Source organism: Falsochrobactrum shanghaiense (assembly GCF_003149535.1).
Taxonomy (GTDB): Bacteria; Pseudomonadota; Alphaproteobacteria; order Rhizobiales; family Rhizobiaceae; genus Brucella; species Brucella shanghaiense.
Genome location: NZ_QGDB01000009.1, coordinates 1 through 21,790, shown reverse-complemented (window position 1 = coordinate 21,790; position 21,790 = coordinate 1). Strand labels below are relative to the sequence as shown.

Here is a 21,790-nt window from a genome sequence, read left to right as displayed (position 1 = left end):
GTAAAATTTATGAAGCCCGCCTCGTGCGGGCCTCTGAGACCGCCGACTATGCTATTGCACGTTGTCCAGAACCATTTACGTAAGCGGTTTCCGACATCACTCTTTGGCGGCGTCTGTCGGTTGATGAAGGAATGTTAAGTTCGTCACGATATTTTGCGACTGTTCGCCTTGCGATCTCGATACCTTCTCTCTTCAAGCGGTTCATGATCGCGTCGTCCGACTGGATCGTGGCGGATGTCTCGCCATCAATAAGCTCTTTAACCCGTTGTCTGATCTTCTCGGAAGAGAAGAACGCCGTACCATCGGACGTCGCGATTGAATTTACGAAGAATGATTTGAGTTCAAACGTGCCTCGGCTGGTGTTGACGTACTTGTTAACGGTCGCGCGGCTAACAGTGGACTCGTGAATATTGAGAGCCGTCGCCACGTCTTTGAGGTTCAATGGGTGGAGATGGCCGGGGCCATACCGAAGAAAATCTCGCTGTCTTGTTAATACCTCTGTTGCCACACGGAGAATGGTCTGTGCTCGCTGTTCCAGATTACGTACCAGCCAGTTTGCATTATTCCAGCAGTCGGTGACAAATTTCTTGGTTTCCTTGCCCTTTGCCTGAACGGAGACCTCTGCGAAATAATCACGATCCAACAGCACCTTAGGTAGCGATCTAGGATTAAGTTCGACCGTAAAATCACCATTGGATTTCTCTTTAACGATCACATCTGGAATCGCCGACAATATTGGTTCATTATCAAACTGTGCACCGGGGCGTGGATTTAACTTGCGAACATCTGCTGCAAGCTTGAGTATTACGTCTGGTTCCACGCGGCAGACGCGCGCCAGTTCCGGAATGCGATACGCTGCCAGCAACGGGAGATGATCGAGAAAAATGGCAAAGAGTGGCGTCAGCTTGTTGGCTTCACGAAGCTGTATCTTTAGACACTCTGATAAGTTACGTGCGCCGACTCCGGCGGGCTCGAAAGTCTGAATGGTTTCCAACACCCGAACAATATCATCCTCGGATACTTCGAGAAGCCAACTCATTTCGGTGATGTCGCGACGAAAGTAGCCGTCTTCCTCTATGGAATCGATGATCTCGATACCAATCCGTATGTCCCTCGGCTCACGAATCTCAATCATGAACTGAGACCGCAGGCTTTCTCGAAGTGAAGTCCGAATTGCACAGAAAGCCTCCAAGTTAGGAGCTCTGGCCGAGGAGGAAGTTTGTCTGGAATCGAGCCGGGCGTGGTAGGTTGGGCCACCCTCTTTGCCGGTCGCCTCTCGATTATTGATACGCCGTCCTTCTCCTGTTTCGGTTCCCGATACAGCGCTCGTAACGGTCGCGCTGTCTGGGGAGATACGGATCAACGGGTTGCGCTCGCTTTGCTCCTTGACGTAGTCACTGAGTTCCTGACTGTTGAACTGCAGCACCTGCACGGACTGAATAAGTTGTGGTGTGACTGCCAATGTCTGAAGTGGCATCTGCTGGACGCTAGCGATAATATTCATATTTACTCCTCCTTCTCGATCCGCCTCAACAATTGCCGGTGTCCTCCAACACCTGTAACTAAGCCGGCCCAATAAGGAGCATGCAAGGATTATGCCAGTTTCTAGTTTGTGATCAGATGCTGCCAAAAAAAGTCGCATTAGTGTTTGTCTGATGGAAATTGGTTTGACTCGCTGTATTTGAAAGATACAAAGTATATATAAAAGTGAATTCCCCAAATACATAAAGCGGTGCAGGGAGTGGAGGATATAGTGAGCGGACCGATTCAGCCGGCCTTTAGTGGCCTGGTCGTAGTGGATGCAACCGGCAAGGTCGCCGCTGCAACGGGGATTGGGACGGATTCCCGGATTAAAGCTTTAGTTATGGACATTGAATGGAGGCGCGATGCGGTCACTCGACGTTTGATGCCAATCTTATTTCGGGACAAGACATATGCGGCCCTGGTGGCTCCCGTCGATGACGCGATCATTATACTGATCACCGAAAAGGTCAGCGAGACGGTCATCAACTTCATCGCAAACGTGGATTTCGCCTTTGACATTATTGATCATCTGTTAACAGATCCCTACGATGCGATGGCGGTTGTCGACATTAACGAAAAGCTGGCCTTCATGTCCCCTGCACATGAGAAATTCTTCGGCTTGGAACCAGGGCAGGCTTGGGGAAAGAATGTTCGCGATGTCATAGAGAATTCGGGTCTTCCTCATGTAATAAAGACAGGTATTGCGGAAGTTGGCCATATCCATCGTATGAACGGCAAAGAGCGTGTCGTCACCCGTCAGCCGATCCGCCACAAGGGCGAAATTGTTGGCGCGATCGGGCGTGTCATGTTTAAAGGGCCGCAACAGGTGGAAGCGCTGGCCCGGAGGATCAACGCGCTCGAGAGTGAAATCGCGTTCTACAAGACGACCGTGAAAGAGGAAAATCGCGGTGAGAGGTTCCTGGACGCGATTATCGGCGACAGTTTTGTCATCAAGTCAGTACGTGAACAAATCCGCAAAGTTGCTCCACTTGATATTCCTGTTCTCATCCGCGGCGAGAGTGGTACCGGCAAGGAACTAGTCGCACAGGCGCTTCATATGATGAGTCCGCGCCAGGATGGCCGTCTCGTGACGGTGAATGCTGCTGCTCTACCCGCATCCCTGGTGGAAAGTGAACTCTTTGGCTATGAGGCCGGATCTTTTACTGGCGCTGATCGCAAGGGCAGGGCAGGCAAGTTCGAGTTGGCAGACAGGGGAACGATTTTTCTCGATGAAATCGGCGACATGCCACTTGAAGTCCAGTCAAAGCTCCTCAGAGTGCTTCAGGATCGAATTGTCGAGCGAGTTGGGAGTGATAAACCTAAGCATGTCGACTTCAGGCTTTGCAGTGCCACCAATCGAGACCTTGAGGAATTTGTAACTGAGGGCCGTTTCCGCCTCGACCTCTTCTACCGTATCAGCCCCGTCTGCATCAGTCTACCGTCGCTAGAAGAGCGGATTGAAGATATTCCGTTGCTGCTTAGGCATTTTCTTCTGGATCTTGCTAGGCAATATCACCGCGCCGTTCCGGAAATCAGCCTTGAAGTGCAAGAGTACCTGATGAGCCGACAATGGCCCGGCAATGTAAGGCAGCTTCGACATGAAGTCGAACGAGCTTTCGTATTCTGCGAGAACAACCAGCTTACCGTAGCCGATTTTGGCAAGGTCGAGGCCACCGGCGTTCCTACGGCTGCGGTACCACGCCATCATCCTCAGCCGGCTGGTGATGAAACCACCGGTGCGCTCCGGCAGGCCGTTGACCGTGTTGAAGCTGAGATGATCGCGAGTGCGATGGCTAGGTTCAACGGCAACAAGAAGAAAGTTGCAGAGCATCTAGGCGTATCGCGGTCCTATCTTTACAAGAAATTGGGTCTTTGAAAGCTATTTCGTTTGATGTCGCCCCGCTAGTGGGCGACGCCTTGTCCTCCATCCACGTAAATCGTTTCGCCAGTAAGAAAGACGATCTTTTCGACGAAGATGGAGCTCACGAAGCGAGCCACTTCCTCGACTGTACCTGGGCGGCGTACAGGGATGCGCTGCCCCAGGAAGGCGCGCACTTTTTCCCGGCCGAGGTAGTCTCGGTTCAATTCGGTTTCGATATAGCCGGGAGCTACGTTGACAACTGCGATACCGTCTCCGCCCCATTCGGCCGCCATGCAGCGAGTCATTGCTCCCACAGCCGCTTTTGACGCTGCGTAAGCGATATTGTCACGGACGCCCAGCTTTCCAAAAAGCGAACCCATATTGACGACTGTTCCACCGGTTGCCCTAAGCAATGGATATGCTTCGCGCGATGCGATCATCACCGATGTGACGTTCATTCTTAGCATTGCTTCGAAGTCAGCAGTTTTCGTTTCCGCGACAGATTGTAGTGAGTGAAATCCGGCATTGTTGACGATTCCGTGCAAAGGACCTTCATTTTGAATTTCCCGGAATAGGCGCTTGATTGCCTCTTCATCAGTCATATCGCAGACTTTCGCCGCGCCTACCTTGGCTCGACCCGAGCGTGAAACGCAAATGACGTCGAAGCCACGCCGGTCCAATTCAATCGAAATGGCTTCGCCAATGCCTTGACTTGCCCCGGTGACCAAAATTCTTTCGCGTTTCATTTTACAGGTCCATGAACTGAGGTTTACGTTTTTCCAAGAATGCGGTCATACCCTCGCGGGAATCCTCAAGCTGATAGGCGAGGGTGGAAGCGTCACTTTCGATGCGAAGAGCTTCTTCGAGGGGGGATTGTGCCGTGCGTTTAATCGCCTCCCGAGCGATCTGGAGGACCGGAATACTGTAGCGGGTTACCGATGCCGCAAACGATAAACCTGTTTCGATCAGATCGCCGGTCACGACTGAATTGACCAAGCCAATCCGTTCTGCCTCATCGGCTTGGACGTTGCGTCCCGTCATGATGATCTCAAGTGCACGGCCTTCCCCCACAAGCTTGGGCAAACGCGCGATACCACCGTAACCTGGCACGAGGCCCAACTTGATTTCTGGAAGACCGAAAATTGAGTTTGGAGCAGCGAGGCGGAACGTGCAGGCAAGAGCAAGTTCGCAACCGCCGCCAAATGCATACCCGTTGACGAGAGCGATGGACGGGACACGCAGCCTGCTTAACTTTGCGAATACCGCTTGGCCGAGCTCGGCACCCTGCTTCTGCGCCATCAGCGTTCGGTCCAGCAACTCGGTGATGTCGGCCCCAGCGCAGAACGCCTTTTCGCCTTGCCCCGTCACCAGAAGCGCGCGGACGTCTTTTTGCGAGGCGACGTCGTCCAAGGCCACATCGATTTGCCGGATGATGTCGAAGGACAACGCATTCAAGGCCTCGGGTCGATTTAACGTTAGGAGGGCGCAGTCACCCAGCCGCTTAAGTTCAATTGTCATTATTGGCTCCCTAGTTTGGCGGCCGCATCGAGGCTCACGCCGCACGTCGCTTGTACATGAAGGTGGCGAACATGCTCTGGACTGCTTCGCCGTGCTGATTGACGAATTCTCGCTTGAAGGACACGATGCCACGGTCGCTCTTCGAAGTTTCCTTCGTTTTCAGCACGGTCGAGCGCATGTGCACAGTGTCACCGTGCTTCACGGGCTTGTGCATTCGCCATTCGTCAATGCCGATCACGGCAAGGAGTGTTCCATCATTGACGCCACTGGCATATTGGAGGCCTCCCATCACTGCATAGACGAGTGGCGCATGAGCGATAGGCTCTCCAAATGGCGTTGTTTTGCAATATTCGTGATCGGCGTGCACGCCGTTGAAATCTCCTGAGAGGCAAGCAAAATTGACAATATCTGTTGACGTGATCGTCCGCTTTGGCGTCACCAGCACCTCTCCAACGGTGAAATCTTCGAAGAACCGTCCTCGTGGCTCGTGTGTCATGTATCTCTCCTGAGTATTCATCTGATTTCGGACGTAAGGATTGCTGTGCAATGAGAGGACAGGATGCCCCCTTCACCATGGACGATGGCGACTTCGGCACCCGGAACTTGCCTCTTGTCGGCTTGCCCCCTCAACTGTCGGACGGCCTCAACCACGCCCATGAGCCCCCCAACCGCACCAGCATGGGCATGGCTTAGCATTCCGCCATGAGTATTGACTGGAAGTTGTCCGCCGATTTCCGCACCGCCTGCCGCGAAGTGGGCGCCTGCAGCTCCTCGCTCGGCCAGGCCCAACTCCTCCATTTCTATGATCGGAACGATCGTGAAGCAGTCATAGAGGAAGGCTACGTCAACATCCGATGGACCCAAGCCAGCCATCGTATATGCTGCTTGGCCGGACTGGGTCGCTCCGAACTCCGTGAGGCTGGGAGCGGAGATGAGATGCTCATGAGTGTGCGCCTCGCCGATACCAGCAAGGTGAACCGGCTTCTGTTTCAAATCCGCGGCTCGTTCAGGCGTAGTTACAATGAAGGCGCCGCCCGCGTCTGAAATCAGGCAGCAATCGAAGATGTTGAGAGGATCGGAGATCGGTTTTGAATTGAGAACGTCTTCAATCGTCAGGGCTGTCTTCATGTGAGCATTGGGGTGTTTAAGCGCGTTATTCCGCGTACTGACGGCGACGGCTGCCATCTGCTCGCGCGTCGTACCGTATTTTTTCATGTATGCATTTGCCACCATGGCATACAGCGAAGGAATGCCCACGCCGTAGGGAGCTTCAAAGTAGGGGTGCCCCACGGCGGTCATAGCCGCCACCGTTTCATCGCGTGACATCCCGGTCGCGCGATTTTCGCCCGCACACACAAGAACATAGTTCGCTGCGCCGCTGCTGACGGCTTGAGCTGCATGGTGGAGCATGACGGTTGGAGATGCTCCACCTACTACCAGCGAACCCGCATATCCTGGCTTGATCCCGAGGTATTCAGCGAGAACCGAGCCGAGCATGAAGTATGGTTCAGTGAAAGAGTAGGCGGTGAGTAGCCCATCGATCTGGGAATGCTTTAGGCCGGACTCTTCGATTGCCCGTTTCGCCGCTTGGGCATTCAGGCCCAAACCTGTCATGTGCGGCACCTTTCCGATGTCGCTTTCGCCTATGCCGACGATTGCGGCCCGGTTGCGAAGGGTCATAAGTGGTGACTCCCTTGTTTATAACCAATTGAGTGGCTCAGACACGCAGACGAGCTTATGCTCGCGGCCTCGCGCGAAACCACACTAGTCCTCGCAAGAGCAATGCCATCGTCATGGCTTAGCGAATGGCTTGGAGTTGGTCCGTCAGCCGATGTGGTGGCATGGAACTTGCGAACTGACAGAGAGGATTGCCCGACGCCTGTAAAAGGTCGGCGAAAGGCGGATCGGTTGTGATTGTTACTATGATGCAGTTCAAAAGTGCTGCCGCGTGTGTAGGAAGGAATAGAAATGGAAGAGATGGAAGAAATCAGATCGACGGTTCGCCGCTTCATGCACACGGAGGTCCTTCCGTACATCGACGAGTATGAAGCCAAAAAACAGCTCCCGCGTGAATTGATCAGGAAAGCCGGCGCGACCGGCCTCTATGGTTCTGTCTTCCCGGAATCTGTCGGCGGTACGAACTTGGGTTACCTCGCTGCTGTGATCATTCTGGAAGAGATTTCCCGCCTCGACGTCCGGTTTGCTGTTTGTAGCAATCAACAGTCCGGCACTTGCCCGACATCCATCTATCTCGCCGGGACGGACGAGCAGGTCGAAAAGTATGTTCCCCGACTGATTGCCGGCGAGATCATCGGGATGATGTCGCTGACTGAAGATGGTAGTGGCTCGGACGCCGCGGGCGCGATGAAGACACGCGCTGTCCGTGATGGAGACGTATATCGCCTGAACGGCTCCAAAATGTGGGCAACTCTAGGAGACGAATGCGATGCTGGCATCCTGCTGGCCAAAACGGATCCTTCGGCGGGAGCCAAAGGCGTCACTGCATTCATCGTCGAGCCGAAGAAGTACCCGGGGTTCACTGCGAAGCGGATCGAAACGGCTAACTTGTCGAAGGCATTCACGTCTTCAGCGCTGTTCCTTGACGACTTCGTCGTACCGGTTGAAAACCGTCTCGGCCAAGAAGGCGATGGTTTCAAGATCATCATGCGTGCTCTGCAATCTGGTCGTGTTGTCATCGCAGCCAAGTCGCTCGGGATTGCGCTGGGGGCGTACGACGACGCTGTGAAATATGCGAACGAACGCATCGTTCGTGGTAGCCCTATCGGCCGGTTCCAAATGATCCAATCGCAGATTGCCGATATGGCTGTGCAAATCGAAGCAAGCCGTGCGTTGCTCTATAAAGTGGCGCAGATGATGGACGATGGTCTGGCCACAAACCGCATTGCTTCGATCGCGAAGTATCATGCCGCTTCCACCGCAAAGTTCTGCACGGATCTATCGCAACAGATCCACGGTGGCTATGGCATCTCGGCAGAGTTCCGTATCGCGCGGTACAAGTCCTATGCGGATCTTATGTATACTGGCGAGGGCACTGCAAACGTGCAAAAAATCCTCATTGCCGAAGACGCCCTGGGGTACAAGGACGCCGACCGCCACCATGGCAAGACGGGCTTTCGCCCAATCGGCAAGGACGTGGCCTAGTCTCGGTCCGCTTTCCCTCTCACAAATCACATTCTGACCAGGATTAGACATGGCGGATCATTTAGACATCGAGGTTTCCGAAGGCATCGCAACTATCATGATGAACCGTCCGGAGAAGCTTAATTCTTTCACATACGACATGCTCGGCCAATGGATCGAAGCGATTGCCGAGACCGGGCGTCGCGACGATGTCAGGGTAGCGATCCTTACGGGAGCGGGCCGTGCCTTTTCCACGGGTGGCGACATCAACGGGTTCAATGCAGTCGCCGCCAGTACTCCCTCGGAGATCAAAGCGGAGGTCACGCATATGCAAGGCCTCACGAGAGTCCTTGCTGAGTTCGAAAAACCGCTTATTGCCGCGATCAATGGTTTTGCCACGGGTGGCGGGCTGGATATCGCTTTAGCGTGCGACATCCGCTTTGCTGCAGAAAGTGCAAGGATGGCTGAGACCTACGTTCGGATGGGCTTGGTGCCCGGTGGCGGCGGCGCCTACCTGTTGCCGCGCATCGTAGGCACTGCCCGAGCTTTGGAGATGCTTCTCTCCGCCGAACAGATTTCTGCGGCTGAGGCCGAGCGGATTGGTCTTGTGAACCACGTCTATCCTGATGGCGAACTGATGGTGCGTACGCGTGAGTTCGCACGAAAGATCGCGTCGGGCGCTCCTATCTCCGTGCAGATGATCAAAAAGTTGGTTCGTTACGGTGCTGACAAGGATCTTTCCACTGCACTTGAACTGGCTGCGGGTGGCTTGGCGGTCGTTCGAAAAACCGAGGATCACCAAGAGGCCGTGGCAGCCTTCAAAGAAAAGCGTATCCCGGTTTTCAAAGGCAAATGAGGGCCTCGCGTCGATAGCGTTGCAGCCAATTGGAGAAGAACCATGTTCAATTTCCACGTCATGTACCCTCCCTTGGAGGAAGGGCACTTTGACTATGACTACTATGTCGAAAGACACATACCTCTTGTGCTGGGTTTAATGGGTTCTCGCTGTCACTCGGTGACCTTGGACAAGGGTGTCTCAGGAATGCGCTCAGGATCCGCGCCGGCATTCGTTGCACACGCGATTGTCACCTGTGCAACGATGGAAGATCTGACCGAAGGGCTTTTCCCACATCTTCCGACGATAAGCGCCGACATTCCCAAATTCACGAATATCAAACCACTGATCTGGATCAGCGAACGCGTCGGGTCGAAGACAGGTGTGTGAAAATCAGCGGATGGCGCTCTGAAAGAGTCTCCGCGAACTGACGATGGCATGCAAAATGCGGAGCTACAGTTAGGCAACGCAATTAGGGGAGGCCCAACGATGCAAACTCGAATTACAGAACTTTTCGGCATCAAATATCCGATTGTCCAGGGCGGCATGCATCATGTCGGGTTTGCCGAACTCGCTTCAGCGGTCTCGAACGCTGGAGGTTTAGGTATCATCACGGCACTCACGCAGCCGACGCCTGAGGCGTTGCGGGCTGAAATTGAACGTTGCCGCGGGATGACCGACAAGCCGTTCGCCGTCAACCTGGCGTTTCTCCCTTCCACAAGGCCACCGGATTATCCTGGCTACGTGAAGGCGATCATCGAAGGCGGCGTCAAAATCGTGGAGACCGCTGGAAACAATCCAAAGGAATGGATGGCTACTTTCAAGGAAGCTGGGATCGTTGTTATCCATAAATGCACGTCGATCAGACATGCGCTTACGGCCGAACGGCTGGGATGCGACGCCATCAGTATGGATGGTTTCGAATGCGCCGGGCATCCGGGCGAGGACGACGTCACGAACCTGATTTTGCTTCCACTCTGCGCACAAAAGCTAAAGGTGCCATTTATCGCGTCAGGCGGGATGGTGGATGGAGCATCCTTAGTCGCTGCTCTTTCACTGGGCGCAGACGGCATGAACATGGGTACGCGTTTCATGGCGACCAAAGAAGCGCCCATCCATCAGAACGTGAAGGATGCAATAGTGGCGGCCACCGAGCGTGACACCAGGCTTATTCTTCGTCCGTTGCGCAATACCGAGCGCGTGTTGGTGAACGAGGCTGTCGAACGAGTTATCGAGACTGAGAAGCGCCTCGGTTCAGAGATCACATTCTCCGATGTCGCCAAGGAAGTCGCCGGTGTCTACCCGAAGATCATGAAGAACGGCGAGGTGGAGTCCGGGGTGTGGTCTTGCGGCCAGGTCGTGGGACTGATCGACGACATCCCCACTGTAAAGGAACTCATCGACCGGATCGTGGTGCAGGCGCGCTCGATCATCAAGGAGCGCCTTCCAAGAATGCTCTAACCAATTATCGCCAACATCGTTCAATAACTGTCTGAAAAATATGAGGTATAGATATGGCCGCTCCTCACGTCGCGGATGATCAGGAACCCGAAGTTGTTCTCGAGCGTCGTGACTGCGTCGCGATCGTAACGATCAATCGCCCACGCAAGCGTAATCCTTTAACGCATACGCTCGCGGACGCCTTCTTGGCCGCGCTCGATGAAGCCGAACGAGACCGTGACATCCGGGCGGTGGTACTCACCGGCGCTGGAACCGTTTTCTGCTCTGGTGCCGAACTAGGGACGCTCGTAAAGCCAGAAGGTCACGAAGATCTTGAAGACCAGTTTATTGCGGTGCGTAGCCACTGCAGGATGGTTCAGCGGATCAAGGAACTCGACCTTCCAGTGATCGCGGCCGTTAATGGTCCTGCAATCGGCGGCGGTGTCGCTCTGGCCTTGTGCTGCGATCTGGCTCTGGCGGTTCCCGAAACGAAATATCACTTCGCGTTCGGTCGCATCGGTCTAGGTGCTTGGGACATGGCGTGCACCTATCACCTGCCGAAGCTCGTGGGAACGATGCGCGCTAATGAATGGCTGCTTACGAGCGCTGTGGTAGAAGCGGAAGAAGGCAAACAGGCTGGCCTTTTCCTCGATCTGGTACCCGCAGATCAATTGCTGGACCGTGCCGTAGAACTCGGGCGGAAGATCGCGGAGGGCGCGCCGCGGCGTGCCATCGCCGGAACCAAGCTTTCTCTTGTCCGTGCTGCGGACGCGGACTTGGGCTCTGTCCTTGCGTATGAGGCTTATACTCAAAACTACCTGTTTCAACGCACGGAACATAAGGAAATGCTCTCAAACTTGATGAGCAATCTTCGCAAGAAGTGAATCGCACGAAGCGGCTGGTCCGGCCCGGCTGCTTCCACGTTTGCAGAAATAGTCCGGGGGTTAGTCTGATGAATACAAGTGATCTCGAGAACGGCGACAGCCGCGAATACTGGGCTGGTGCAAGGGAAGGTAAGCTGCGTTTCCAGCAATGCGACCAGTGCGCCGCGACCCAGTTCCCGCCCCGGTATCATTGTGCGACATGTTGGTCGGACACGCTATCGTGGGTCGACGTCAGTGGCCGTGGACACGTTGAGAGTTTCACGACTGTTAGAAGAGCGCCGTTGAACTCCTTCAGGGAAAAGGTGCCTTATGTCATTGGGGCAATTGTTACCGCTGAAGGTCCACGCATGATAACCAACATCGTTGGAAGTGACGCACTGGACGTTCAAATCGGGGATGAGGTCGAGGTCGATTTTACCTCTGACGATGCAGGAAACATCCTTCCTCAGTTCCGACGCATCTCTACGGCGGCTTAGCCGCCTGCCAGCAAACGGCGGACCTTAGATGTTGACATTAGAAAAGACTGGAGCTCGCCAAACTTACAGCGGGCTGGTGCGGCCCTGGGAGTGCGACGAAAACGAGCATCTTAATCTTACGTTTTACATTCGCGCATTTCAGTATGCTTCCGAAGCGCTCGCCGCCGATGTTCTGAGAGCCAATCCAGGTGCGGCGTCGGCTAGCCTGCGTCATATGCGTTTCCACCGCGAGCTAAGAGTCAGCCAGACCTTCGCGATCGACTCCGCGGTGATTAGGGGCGGAGAGCATAATGGCCGAATTCTGCACTTGCTACGGAGCAATGGTCACATCTGTGCCAGCGCGCTTGACCTGCCTGGGTTCTCCACGGAGAAAGTACCAGTTCTTGGGGTAGCCGAAGTCCTACCCTCATTCACCCGTGGGCTCTCCAGTGCCCCAAGTAGCATGTCGTCGAGTCAGTGTGACCCACGGACTATGATGCCCCTCAATCTTGGCGTAGTTCGTCCTCATGAACTAGACCACGTAGGTCAGCTTCAGATGCACGAAATCTTCTCCTACTGCACTCTAGCGTCGCTGCACATCCTTGGCGACATCGTCGGCTTGTCGCCGGAATGGAAGAAAGTGTCCGGCTGCACGCATATGGGGGTCGAGGTCAAAATCACCCGGCATCGGGAGTGTAAAGCTGGAGATGTGCTTTCTTCTCGATCCTGGTTGGCGTCAGTGGGAGAAAAGTCACTTGTGCTGCGGCACTGCGTTTACGACCATCTTGGAAGCCCGGTCGCATCCGTCGAACAGGTTTTAGTGATCGTTGATTTTAAAGAGCGCCGTGTCGTTCCAGTGCCACTATTCGTTCGCGCTTACCTCTCGACCTAATCACTCAGAGGATACGGCCCAATACTTCACAAATAAACATCAGACCAGCATCGGTCGCTGCCGCGGTGTCATCACGACCGGCATATTTCAGGAGGTCGAAAGAAAATGCAGTTAAAAGACAAGGTAACGCTCATCGTCGGGGGTGCAACGGGTATCGGCGAAGGCATTGTAAAGCGCTTCGCAAGCGAAGGCTCCAAGGTCGTGGTTGCAGACGTGAACACCGACCAAGGTAACAAGGTCGTCGCCGAGATATGTGCGAATGATGTCGAGGCCTCTTTCTTCAAAGCTGACGTTAGTGCCATGCCGGATCTCGAAAATATGGTTCAACATGCCGTTGATACCTATGGCGGCATTGATATCTTTTGGCATAATGCCGGCATTTCAAACATCAAGAACATTGAGGAAATCACCGAACAGGACTTCGATCGTGTCATGGCGATTAATCTCAAGGCGGCGGTCTTCGGCGCCAAGTTTGTCGTTCCTCACATGAAAAAGAGCGGTGGCGGAAGCATGATTTTCACGGCATCGGTTTCAGGTATGCGGCCGTCCCCTCTCGGTTCCATTGCCTATTCAGTTTCCAAGGCCGGTATCATCATGCTGGTCAGGAATCTCGCTACCTATCTTGGAAAGTATAATATCCGCGTCAACGCCATTGCACCCTGGGGTGTCTGGACAGAAATGACGGAAGCTTCGCTGCGCAAGGGTGATTTCGAGGAAAACAAGAAGAATTTCGTCGGTAAGATGCCTCTCGGACAGTTCGTGTCCGTCGATGAGATCGCCAATGCGGGTCTGTTTCTTGCTTCAGCTCAAGCCGGGAACATTACAGGCGTCTGCCTGCCCGTCGATGGTGGACTGGCGACGATTTAGGGAGCGTGAGCCTTCCATGTCGATGAAGCCATGTCTCGAATGAAGACACTTGCGCATTGCTGAAAGCAAGTCTGTACGAAGAATGAACACACGCCACGGCTTCAGCCAGGCCGGTGGCGAGTGGCAATCGTGGCGACGAACAGACTACCAACCCCACCAAAGGCGATGAGTATGCCCATAGGCCAGGGCGTGCCATCTTTCAGCCATCCGAGCATCGTCGAACCCAGCATGCCCGATCCATAGTGGATCAAGCCAATTAATGCAGACGCGGCCCCGGCCTGCGTAGGAAATCCCGACAGTGCTCCAGCGAGTGAATTGGCTATGACGAAGCCGGTCATCGAAACATAGATGAACAAAGGCAGCGCCACACCCCAAATTCCACCGAAGCCAAAGCAGGTGTTGATAGCAAGAGCGACGCCGGCGATGGCGCCGACGCAGGTTCCAAAACGTAGCAACATGTCGCTATCGTAGCGGCTCAGAAGCTGGCCATTCAAAAAATTCGCCGCCATCAGGCCAATAATATTGACTGCGAAGAGGTAGGCGAAATCACGTGGGTCCACATGATAGAATTCAATATAGACAAAGGGTGAGCCGGCGACAAACGCGAACGAGCCTGCAAAGAAGAAACCTCCTGACAACGCAAAACCGATCAGCCTTGCGTCCTTCAGTAGCAGTCCATAGCCGGCGAACGCATATCGTAGGGGTTCTCTGCTGCGCCGCTCCGGCGGAAGTGTGTCGGGGATCATGGTTGTGGCGAACAGCATCATCAGGCCAAATCCGGCCACCGCCCAGAAAATAGCACGCCATCCAGCAAGAGCCATAATTTGCGCGCCGACGAGCGGTCCGAGGAGGGAAGCAAATCCCATCAGCAACAAAAGGGTTGAGAAAATCTGTGCAGACCGATTCCGCGCATAGAGATCGCGAACAATGGCGCGGGCCAGTACTTGACTGGCACTAGCACCGATCGCTTGGACGAATCGCCATCCCACGATGCTCCAGATCGATGGCGATAGTGCGCATCCGATTGTTCCTGCGATAAACAGAAGAATGCCGATCACGATGGGTCCGCGCCGGCCATACCGGTCGCCGATCGGTCCCCATACCAACTGCCCAAGACTGAATCCTATAAGAAAGGTCGAAATGGTCAATTCGGCACTTCCGCCACGGGATGCCAGCGATCGGGCGATTTCAGGCAAAGCCGGCAGATAGCTGTCTGTTGGTAGTGCAGAAAAGCTCATTAGTGCTGCCAGGATTGCCAGAAGCAATGATGACGGCTTGTCATCTGTGGGCGGCTGTGTTGCGCAGCTCCTGCCACCCTGAGCGGGCTTGTTATCGAATGCAGTCCGCGACATTATTTCCTCGTTGGTCCGTAGCTTAGCGCATCAAAGCGCGCGCCTGCGCCATATTGGTCGTCGCGCCCAGTTGCGGTCAGACTCGTTCCAACGCCATCGCAATTCCCTGCCCGACGCCAATGCACATCGTGGCGAGCGCATATCTGCCCTTGCGCAACGACATTTCCAGCGCTGCTGTGCCAGCGATGCGGGCGCCGGACATGCCAAGCGGATGACCGAGCGCAATGGCACCACCATTGATATTCACGCGATGGTCGTCATCGGCTATTCCGAGCTTGCGCAACGTTGCAAGTCCCTGGGATGCAAAGGCCTCGTTAAGCTCAATAACGTCGAACATGTCCTGCGACATACCCAGTTGCGCCATGAGTTTCTGGGATGCGGGCGCTGGACCTATACCCATCACGCGCGGCGGCACACCGGCTGTAGCACCACCGAGAAAGCGTGCGATCGGCGTCAGGCCGTATTTCGCAGCCGCGGCCTCCGAGGCGATGATAAGTGCAGCCGCGCCATCATTGACGCCCGACGCGTTGCCTGCCGTCACAGTACCGCCTTCGATCCTGTTGACGGGCTTCAGCTTGGCGAGCGCATCAGGTGTCGTACCGCGGGGGTGTTCGTCCCGATCCACAAGAAGTGGATCGCCCTTGCGCTGCGGCACACTGACGCCGACGATCTCCCGAGCTAGACGGCCATTTTCCTGCGCAGCAGCTGCTTTCGTTTGCGAACGCATGGCGAAAGCGTCCTGATCTTCGCGGGAAATACCAAAGTCGAGCGCCACATTGTCACCGGTTTCCGGCATCGAGTCGACGCCGTGCAATCCCTTCATGGCAGGGTTGATGAAGCGCCAGCCAATCGTCGTGTCGTGAATTTCCGCTGCGCGGGAAAAGGCACTTTCTGCCTTCGACATCACGAAAGGCGCCCGGCTCATGCTTTCCACGCCACCAGCTATCATCAGTTCGGCTTCGCCGGTGCGGATGGCGCGGGCGGCAGTGATCACGGCGTCCATGCCCGAACCGCAGAGTCGGTTTATGGTCGTGCCGGTTACCGAGACAGGCAATCCGGCGAGCAGAAGCGACATGCGCGCAACGTTGCGATTGTCCTCTCCGGCCTGATTGGCGCAGCCATAGACGACATCGCCAACAACTTCCCAATCAACCAAGGGATTACGTCCCATAAGCGTTTTCAATGGAATCGCGCCGAGATCGTCGGCCCTTATGGATGCAAGTGCGCCCGCGTAACGGCCGATAGGCGTACGGATATAATCGCAGATATAGGCGTCAATCATGTCTTCTCCTTGGGCAGCATGCATTTGTTCGACCGTCGCAACTTCCTCGAGTAAGGGGAGGAATCGGCGCAGCCTGCGCATTGACAGATATTGATCGCAAACCACATGCCAGCCTGATGGGAGGGATATCCTTGCTTTGCAAACCTTGAATAGACAGTAAGATTCATCCGGCTTCGATCCGACATGGAACGTGGCGCTTTATGTCTACGCGCCTACCAGCCATCAACTCCCGCTTTTATGGCAAAAGCTAAACTACTTTAAGCAGCACAGCCTCAGGTCATTCACCTGTATGCAGAATGGCCATGTAGCCGATAACTGCATGAGACGAAGCCGGTTATCTGTTCAGGATAAGTTATCTGCTACACGATACGACCGACGGACACGAAGACTGTGCGCAATGGCAGGTTCTCGGAAAGATTCGTCAATCTTACGGCAATTGATCAAAAAGCCTGGGATTTTGCGTCCAGCTGATGGCCGCTGGCATAGATATTGCTGTCTCTGAATGGACGGCAAGCCGAATGGCACTGTCGGAGGAGGAGAGAGGAGATTGAGAAAGTGGAGACCGTCGAACAAATCCTAAAATGGATAACATGGGTGTTATCCATTCTTACCGGGCTTGCCGCTATTGCGATGCTGCTTCACGTCAATGCCGACGTAATCATGAAGTATCTCGCGAACAGCCCGATGCCCGGCACGTCCGAGATTACGGCCCGCTACTACATGTTGGCGCTTGTGTTTCTTCCGCTGGCGCTAATCGAGCTGAAGAACGCGGCTGTGACGGTCGAGTTGTTCTTCGACATGTTCAGCCCCGCCGTGCAGCGCATCTGCCTTGTCATCGGGTACCTGGCGCAGGGGATATTCTTCGGCTGCCTGGCCTACCAGTCTGCGCTGTCTGCCTGGGCATCTTACTTGAAGAACGAATATGTCGAGGGTGTGCATCTTATCATTGTCTGGCCGGCCGCCTTCATTCTGCCCGTTGGCTTTGGGCTGGCAACGGTCGTCAGCGTGCTGCGCCTGGTGCAGGTGATTGTCCGCGATGACTGGCAGGTGCTGACCGGCACCCATTCCGAAAACTCCGCCGTTACCCACGCCGCTGATTAATTGGAGACATCATGGACAATCTTACTGTCGGAATTCTGGGCGTCGTTGCGGTGCTTTCTCTCATCGCGATCCGCGTCCAGGTTGGTGTCGTTCTTGGTCTGGTGGCCTTCGTCGGCATCTCAGTCATCGCGACCACCAGCGCGGCATGGGGCATCCTGGCCTCGATCCCGCAGAATTTCGTAGCGCAATGGAGCTTGAGCGCCATCCCGATGTTCCTGCTCATGGGATATATCGCATCGCAATGCGGTTTGACCTCGGGCCTGTTCGCCAGCGCGCGGATCCTGCTCGGCCGGGTGCCTGGCGGGCTTGCTTCATCCACCGTCGTCGCTTCGGCGCTGTTTGCCAGCACCAGCGGCTCCAGCGTGGCGACTGCCGCAGCCTTCGCGCGGATTGCCGTGCCCGAGATGCTGAAAGCGAATTACAAACCCTCGCTTGCGACGGGCTGTGTCGCAGCGGCAGGCACTCTCGGATCGCTCATCCCGCCCAGCATCCTGATGATCCTTTACGGGATTTTTACCAACACTTCGATCGGGGCCATATTTCTGGCCGGCATTCTGCCCGGAATTCTGTCCGCAGCAGCCTATATCCTGATGATCACGGTCAGGGCGTGGCGCGACCCCTCGCTTGCCCCGTCGATCCAGGAAAAGACCAGCCGGAGCCAAATTCGGGCCGCCCTGCTGGACATCTGGCCGCTGCCGCTGTTGATCGCCGCCGTTCTGGGCAGCATCTTCACGGGGATCGCAACGCCGACCGAAGCGGCCGCGCTCGGAGCACTGGTCGCGCTGGCCATCGCCGCCTCGCGTCGGTCGCTTTCGTGGCTGGCAATCCGCAAGGCCCTTGTCGATACCGCCGAGGGCACCTGCACCGTGCTGATCATCGCGGTCGGGGCCGTCATGTTCTCGACCTTCATGGGGCTGAGCGGCTTGCCGAACGCCTTTGCCGCCCTGTTGCTGGAATATGTGGATTCGGTGATCGGCGTGATCCTTGTCGTCGCGGTGCTTTACATCATCTTGGGCATGTTCGTGGAAAGCGCCTCGATCATGCTCCTGACCATCCCGGTGCTGCAGCCGATCCTGAACAGCCTTGGGGTCGATATGATCTGGTTCGGGATTATCGTGATTAAACTGCTTGAGATCGGGATGATCACTCCCCCCGTCGGGATGAACGTGTTCGTCATCCGCAGCGCCCTGGGGCGGACGGTCAAACTCGCAAGCGTTTTCAAGGGGGCGACGTGGTTCATCGTCACGGATCTGGTGACACTAGGTCTGATCATCGCATTCCCCGCAATCGCGCTCTACCTGCCGACCCTAATGATGAAATGACTTTCTGGAGGAGGAAAACTATGAAACTTAAGTATATCAAGAGCGGGCTTGTGGGCTCGGCGCTGCTGCTGGCTGCGTCTCCTGCGCTCGCGGAATTCGTGGCCGCGACCTATAATCCGCCGGATAGCCCGACCGGCATCTTCATGCAGGATTTCGCCGACAGCGTGAAAGCAGCAACCGATGGCGAGATTGTATTCAATGTCTTTGCCGGCGGCTCGTTGCTTCCCGCTGACGGATCACTATCCGGCATCTCGGCGAATGTAGCGCAGATCGGTCAGGTGACGGCGAACTACGTTCCGTCGGATCTGCCGCTGACCTTTATGTTGTCGGATGTTTCATTCACTGCAGACGATCAACTGGCCTTGGGCATGGCCTATGTCCAGACCAAGCTCTTACATCCCAAACTGGTGGCCGAGGCTGATCGCAACAACACGGTCTATGCCACAGGTTATGTGATCGGCATTTACAACTACATTTGCCGTGGCAACGTGGCTAAACTGGAAGATCTTAAGGGCAAGAAGATCCGCACTGCGACGGGCGGTCAGGTATCGTTCAGCAGTTCCATCGGTGCGGTGCCGGTTCAAGTGCCGTCGACCGAGATCTATACCGGCCTACAGCGTGGCTCACTGGACTGCACCGCCGGCAGTCCTGAGTTCATGACCACCTTCTTTAAGCTAACAGAGGTGGCAAATTCTGTTTACAAGCTGCCATTGGGGGGCAATGCCAACGATGGCTATTACATGAACAAGGACTTCTGGAAGGGGCTGACCGAAGAACAGCGCGACGAGATCATCAGCATTCTGCCGGCTGCTACCGCACGTAACGCAATCAACCTGCTCAACGACGTTGAGGGTGCATGGGCCGCAACGGCTGAGGCAGGCATTCCTGTCAACGAACCCGAGCCGGAAGCGCTTGCTCGTCTCAGTGAGTACAAGGCGAACTTCGCTGCCAAGCTGGCTGCTACGACGATGGAGCGCCGTGGTGTCGAGGATCCGAGCGATGTAATCGCTTACTTCATTGAAGCTCAGGACAAATGGAAGGGCCTATTGGCAGGCATTGACCCCAAGGACGAAGTGGCACTAACCGCGCTGATCAAGTCGGAAATCTTTGATAAGCTTGACCCGGCTACCTACGGGATGAACTGAATCAAAACCTGGGCAAGGCCAAAGCGTCTTGCCCAGGCAATCTTGTGACGAAGGATGACGACAGAATGTCACTGGACGGAAAAGTAGTGTTTGTCACCGGCGCGGCACGGGGCATCGGCTTTGCCACTGCAGCCGAGGCGCTGGCCAGAAATGCAAGCGTCGTCCTGGCGGATAACGATCAAGCGGCGCTAGATGATGCTGCGGCCGGTCTGACTGGTAACAAGCTGGTTCTGACCTGCGATGTAACTTCACAAGAACAGGTTCAGGCCGCCATTGAACAGACGCTTACGCATTTCGGTGCAATCGATGTTCTGGTGAATAATGCGGGGACCGTGACACTGATCGACGCGCTTGAGCTCAAGCTGGATCAATGGCGACGCGAAATCGACATCAGTCTAACCGGCAGTTTCCTTATGGCGCAGGCCGCCGCCACGCTTTGGATGAAGGAACACGGTGGCAGCATCGTGAACCTGGGGTCCGGAGCCTCTCTCTCCGGGCTTCCGCACTGCGTGTCCTATGTCGCGGCAAAACACGGTGTGATCGGCATGACCAAGGCCCTTGCCGTAGATTGGGCAAGATTCGGCATTCGGGTAAACTGCGTCTGCCCCGGGTTCACTTGGACCGATCTTGGCCGCAAAAGCATGCGCCTTCAGCCAGAGATAATGAAGGAGCGGATCGCTCGCATACCGTTGCAACGCGGGGCCGAGCCGGAGGAGGTGGCCCAAGCTATTCTCTATTTTGCTTCGCCCACAGCAGGTTTTGTGACCGGGCAAACCCTTGCAGTTGACGGTGGTCAACAGGCTTTGTCCTCCGGTTATCCCCCGCCAAAGTAAGGGACCTTATCAATAGACACACTTATGCTGTGAGTATAGTTGCGCTTTTGATTTAATTTGTGCTTTAGGGCCGGGGATTGGCTTCGGTATGGTAAAGGCTCTGGTAAATGCTGGCGCCAGAATAGTTATTGCCAGCAGAAGTTCTGACCGACTTGGTAGAGTAGTCGCCGAAATTCAATTAGTCCGCGGTTCGGCAGTCTCGTGTGCGACGGATGGAGCCACGGTAAGCCTGTTTCGATCAACTTGGGAAGGCAATTGCAATGAAGAAAGAATACCCTCATCTTGAGACAGAGCGGAACGGCGCAGTGCTCATAATCCGCCTAGCAAACGAGGCGGCAAGGAATTCGCTTACGCGAGAGATTCGATTTTCCTTACGGGACGTTGTTCGCGAGGTTCAAGACGATTATTCGATCCGCGCGATCTACTTAACTGCTAAAGGTCAGACATTCTGCGCTGGCGGCGATCTTCGAATGCTTTCCAATGGGAGCGAGCCGTGGCCAGCTCATCGTCGTTTCAGACATGCAAGCACGTTGTTTCCGCCATTAATGACACTTGACCGTCCTGTCGTCTGTGGCGTCCGTGGAATGGCGGTCGGCGGGGGATTTGGTCTGGCGTTGATGGCTGACAGCATCGTTGCGACTCAGGATGCCAAATTCATGGCGGGCTTCTTCCGTCTTGGCGTCGTGCCCGACTGCCTAACGCTCTTCACGCTTCCTCGTCTTGTCGGACTCGCGAAGGCCCGAAACTTCTTCTACTCGAATGCGACCTGGACAGCTCAGGACGCTTTGGAGAACGGAGTGGTGAGCAAAATCGTAGACGACGATCAGTTGGACATCGAGGGCCTCGCGCTAGCACAGCGTTACGCGGAGGGGCCAGCTCAAGTGATGGGGCTCGCCAAAACCATTCTGCTCAAATCGTTCGAAAGCAGCCTAGACGAGATGATGGGTTATGAAAATCTCGCTCAGGTTCTCGCGCAATCAGGTCCGGAATTCAACGAGGGTCTCAATGCGCTTAAAGAGAAACGTCGTGCTGAGTTCATGCGGGCGTCTAACGTAGCTAACAACCACGATGGTATGTCCTCCTTCGAAGGATGATGGCTTTACGATGCAGATGAACGATTATCTAATCAAAAAGAGCTTTATCGAGAATAGCAAGATTAATGAGCACAAACAAATACTCTGCACAAGACGCTTGTGTTAACGCCTTGCCCGAACGCGAAAGCATGGAATTCGATGTTGTCATCGTAGGCGCAGGCCCTGCTGGGCTTGCTGCGGCGATCAGGTTCAAACAGATCGATCCGGAGCTTTCCGTCGTCGTGCTTGAAAAGGGCGGCGAAGT

Annotated in this window: 22 protein-coding genes; 15 read left to right on the top strand and 7 right to left on the bottom strand. The window is 55.1% G+C overall.

Features of this window, described 5'->3' with window-relative positions:
- Positions 1 to 46 precede the first annotated feature (46 nt).
- The gene (gene rpoN / locus DKP76_RS16960) at positions 47 to 1,504 is read right to left on the bottom strand and encodes an RNA polymerase factor sigma-54 (RefSeq protein ID WP_158279455.1); all 1,458 of its coding nucleotides are present in this window, start codon (positions 1,502 to 1,504) and stop codon (positions 47 to 49) included.
- 249 nt (positions 1,505 to 1,753) lie between these two features.
- On the opposite strand from rpoN, the gene DKP76_RS16955 reads away from it, so the two are divergent.
- Positions 1,754 to 3,400 (top strand): sigma-54 interaction domain-containing protein, encoded by a 1,647-nt coding sequence (locus tag DKP76_RS16955; RefSeq protein WP_245410263.1) that lies wholly within the window; start codon positions 1,754 to 1,756, stop codon positions 3,398 to 3,400.
- 26 nt (positions 3,401 to 3,426) lie between these two features.
- On the opposite strand, the gene DKP76_RS16950 is transcribed toward DKP76_RS16955, so the two are convergent.
- From DKP76_RS16950 to DKP76_RS16935, 4 genes are read right to left on the bottom strand one after another with little or no spacing between them, the layout of a single operon-like run.
- Positions 3,427 to 4,131 carry an SDR family NAD(P)-dependent oxidoreductase gene (locus DKP76_RS16950; protein WP_109707865.1) on the bottom strand — a complete coding sequence of 235 codons (705 nt, stop codon included), beginning with the start codon at positions 4,129 to 4,131 and terminating at the stop codon, positions 3,427 to 3,429.
- A gap of 1 nt (position 4,132) precedes the next feature.
- On the bottom strand, positions 4,133 to 4,903 hold the full coding sequence (locus tag DKP76_RS16945) for an enoyl-CoA hydratase/isomerase family protein (RefSeq protein WP_109707864.1): 771 nt from the start codon (positions 4,901 to 4,903) through the stop codon (positions 4,133 to 4,135).
- Positions 4,904 to 4,937: 34 nt separating this feature from the next.
- Entirely contained in the window at positions 4,938 to 5,399 is a 462-nt protein-coding gene (locus tag DKP76_RS16940; RefSeq protein ID WP_109707863.1) for a MaoC/PaaZ C-terminal domain-containing protein, read from the bottom strand.
- A gap of 17 nt (positions 5,400 to 5,416) precedes the next feature.
- Entirely contained in the window at positions 5,417 to 6,583 is a 1,167-nt protein-coding gene (locus tag DKP76_RS16935) for a thiolase C-terminal domain-containing protein (RefSeq protein ID WP_109707862.1), read from the bottom strand.
- 288 nt (positions 6,584 to 6,871) lie between these two features.
- Between DKP76_RS16935 and DKP76_RS16930 the strand changes: the two genes are divergently transcribed.
- From DKP76_RS16930 to DKP76_RS16895, 8 genes are all read left to right on the top strand, one after another.
- Positions 6,872 to 8,065, top strand: a complete 1,194-nt coding sequence (locus DKP76_RS16930) for an acyl-CoA dehydrogenase family protein (protein WP_109707861.1) — start codon at positions 6,872 to 6,874, stop codon at positions 8,063 to 8,065.
- Positions 8,066 to 8,114: 49 nt separating this feature from the next.
- Positions 8,115 to 8,900, top strand: coding sequence for an enoyl-CoA hydratase/isomerase family protein (locus tag DKP76_RS16925; RefSeq protein ID WP_109707860.1), 786 nt, complete (start codon positions 8,115 to 8,117; stop codon positions 8,898 to 8,900).
- 42 nt (positions 8,901 to 8,942) lie between these two features.
- Entirely contained in the window at positions 8,943 to 9,269 is a 327-nt protein-coding gene (locus DKP76_RS16920; RefSeq protein ID WP_109707859.1) for an EthD family reductase, read from the top strand.
- Between the two features lie 99 nt (positions 9,270 to 9,368).
- Positions 9,369 to 10,340, top strand: a complete 972-nt coding sequence (locus tag DKP76_RS16915; RefSeq protein ID WP_109707858.1) for an NAD(P)H-dependent flavin oxidoreductase — start codon at positions 9,369 to 9,371, stop codon at positions 10,338 to 10,340.
- A 53-nt stretch (positions 10,341 to 10,393) separates the two neighbouring features.
- Complete coding sequence (locus tag DKP76_RS16910; protein WP_109707857.1) at positions 10,394 to 11,203, top strand: enoyl-CoA hydratase/isomerase family protein; 810 nt, start codon at positions 10,394 to 10,396, stop codon at positions 11,201 to 11,203.
- A gap of 68 nt (positions 11,204 to 11,271) precedes the next feature.
- On the top strand, positions 11,272 to 11,679 hold the full coding sequence (locus tag DKP76_RS16905; RefSeq protein ID WP_109707856.1) for a Zn-ribbon domain-containing OB-fold protein: 408 nt from the start codon (positions 11,272 to 11,274) through the stop codon (positions 11,677 to 11,679).
- 28 nt (positions 11,680 to 11,707) lie between these two features.
- Entirely contained in the window at positions 11,708 to 12,550 is an 843-nt protein-coding gene (locus tag DKP76_RS16900; protein WP_109707855.1) for a thioesterase family protein, read from the top strand.
- Positions 12,551 to 12,655: 105 nt separating this feature from the next.
- Complete coding sequence (locus DKP76_RS16895) at positions 12,656 to 13,417, top strand: SDR family NAD(P)-dependent oxidoreductase (RefSeq protein WP_109707854.1); 762 nt, start codon at positions 12,656 to 12,658, stop codon at positions 13,415 to 13,417.
- 101 nt (positions 13,418 to 13,518) lie between these two features.
- Here DKP76_RS16895 and DKP76_RS16890 read toward each other — a convergent pair whose 3' ends face one another.
- The gene (locus tag DKP76_RS16890) at positions 13,519 to 14,769 is read right to left on the bottom strand and encodes a Bcr/CflA family multidrug efflux MFS transporter (protein ID WP_109707853.1); all 1,251 of its coding nucleotides are present in this window, start codon (positions 14,767 to 14,769) and stop codon (positions 13,519 to 13,521) included.
- 76 nt (positions 14,770 to 14,845) lie between these two features.
- Positions 14,846 to 16,051: a 3-oxoadipyl-CoA thiolase gene (pcaF, locus tag DKP76_RS16885; protein ID WP_109707852.1), complete on the bottom strand. Its 1,206-nt coding sequence runs from the start codon at positions 16,049 to 16,051 to the stop codon at positions 14,846 to 14,848.
- A 555-nt stretch (positions 16,052 to 16,606) separates the two neighbouring features.
- Here pcaF and DKP76_RS16880 point away from each other — a divergent pair.
- The 6 genes from DKP76_RS16880 to DKP76_RS16855 all read left to right on the top strand — a co-directional run.
- Complete coding sequence (locus DKP76_RS16880) at positions 16,607 to 17,152, top strand: TRAP transporter small permease (protein ID WP_109707851.1); 546 nt, start codon at positions 16,607 to 16,609, stop codon at positions 17,150 to 17,152.
- Between the two features lie 11 nt (positions 17,153 to 17,163).
- Positions 17,164 to 18,474, top strand: coding sequence for a TRAP transporter large permease (locus DKP76_RS16875; protein ID WP_109707850.1), 1,311 nt, complete (start codon positions 17,164 to 17,166; stop codon positions 18,472 to 18,474).
- Positions 18,475 to 18,494: 20 nt separating this feature from the next.
- Positions 18,495 to 19,619: a C4-dicarboxylate TRAP transporter substrate-binding protein gene (locus tag DKP76_RS16870; RefSeq protein WP_158279454.1), complete on the top strand. Its 1,125-nt coding sequence runs from the start codon at positions 18,495 to 18,497 to the stop codon at positions 19,617 to 19,619.
- A gap of 65 nt (positions 19,620 to 19,684) precedes the next feature.
- Positions 19,685 to 20,452: an SDR family NAD(P)-dependent oxidoreductase gene (locus tag DKP76_RS16865; protein WP_109707848.1), complete on the top strand. Its 768-nt coding sequence runs from the start codon at positions 19,685 to 19,687 to the stop codon at positions 20,450 to 20,452.
- A gap of 260 nt (positions 20,453 to 20,712) precedes the next feature.
- Positions 20,713 to 21,546, top strand: a complete 834-nt coding sequence (locus DKP76_RS16860; RefSeq protein WP_109707847.1) for an enoyl-CoA hydratase/isomerase family protein — start codon at positions 20,713 to 20,715, stop codon at positions 21,544 to 21,546.
- 65 nt (positions 21,547 to 21,611) lie between these two features.
- A partial coding sequence (locus DKP76_RS16855) for an FAD-binding protein (protein ID WP_146198941.1) occupies positions 21,612 to 21,790 on the top strand: 179 nt, incomplete at its 3' end.

Bases quoted from the DNA above. Each gene is read 5' to 3' on its own strand.
- DKP76_RS16910 (WP_109707857.1), top strand. From the start codon at position 10,394: ATGGCCGCTCCTCACGTCGCGGATGATCAGGAACCCGAAGTTGTTCTC.
- DKP76_RS16890 (WP_109707853.1), bottom strand. From the start codon at position 14,769: ATGTCGCGGACTGCATTCGATAACAAGCCCGCTCAGGGTGGCAGGAGC.
- DKP76_RS16870 (WP_158279454.1), top strand. From the start codon at position 18,495: ATGAAACTTAAGTATATCAAGAGCGGGCTTGTGGGCTCGGCGCTGCTG.
- DKP76_RS16950 (WP_109707865.1), bottom strand. From the start codon at position 4,131: ATGAAACGCGAAAGAATTTTGGTCACCGGGGCAAGTCAAGGCATTGGC.
- pcaF (WP_109707852.1), bottom strand. From the start codon at position 16,051: ATGATTGACGCCTATATCTGCGATTATATCCGTACGCCTATCGGCCGT.
- DKP76_RS16900 (WP_109707855.1), top strand. From the start codon at position 11,708: ATGTTGACATTAGAAAAGACTGGAGCTCGCCAAACTTACAGCGGGCTG.
- DKP76_RS16945 (WP_109707864.1), bottom strand. From the start codon at position 4,903: ATGACAATTGAACTTAAGCGGCTGGGTGACTGCGCCCTCCTAACGTTA.
- DKP76_RS16905 (WP_109707856.1), top strand. From the start codon at position 11,272: ATGAATACAAGTGATCTCGAGAACGGCGACAGCCGCGAATACTGGGCT.
- rpoN (WP_158279455.1), bottom strand. From the start codon at position 1,504: ATGAATATTATCGCTAGCGTCCAGCAGATGCCACTTCAGACATTGGCA.
- DKP76_RS16940 (WP_109707863.1), bottom strand. From the start codon at position 5,399: ATGACACACGAGCCACGAGGACGGTTCTTCGAAGATTTCACCGTTGGA.
- DKP76_RS16860 (WP_109707847.1), top strand. From the start codon at position 20,713: ATGAAGAAAGAATACCCTCATCTTGAGACAGAGCGGAACGGCGCAGTG.
- DKP76_RS16925 (WP_109707860.1), top strand. From the start codon at position 8,115: ATGGCGGATCATTTAGACATCGAGGTTTCCGAAGGCATCGCAACTATC.
- DKP76_RS16915 (WP_109707858.1), top strand. From the start codon at position 9,369: ATGCAAACTCGAATTACAGAACTTTTCGGCATCAAATATCCGATTGTC.
- DKP76_RS16895 (WP_109707854.1), top strand. From the start codon at position 12,656: ATGCAGTTAAAAGACAAGGTAACGCTCATCGTCGGGGGTGCAACGGGT.
- DKP76_RS16875 (WP_109707850.1), top strand. From the start codon at position 17,164: ATGGACAATCTTACTGTCGGAATTCTGGGCGTCGTTGCGGTGCTTTCT.
- DKP76_RS16865 (WP_109707848.1), top strand. From the start codon at position 19,685: ATGTCACTGGACGGAAAAGTAGTGTTTGTCACCGGCGCGGCACGGGGC.
- DKP76_RS16930 (WP_109707861.1), top strand. From the start codon at position 6,872: ATGGAAGAGATGGAAGAAATCAGATCGACGGTTCGCCGCTTCATGCAC.
- DKP76_RS16920 (WP_109707859.1), top strand. From the start codon at position 8,943: ATGTTCAATTTCCACGTCATGTACCCTCCCTTGGAGGAAGGGCACTTT.
- DKP76_RS16935 (WP_109707862.1), bottom strand. From the start codon at position 6,583: ATGACCCTTCGCAACCGGGCCGCAATCGTCGGCATAGGCGAAAGCGAC.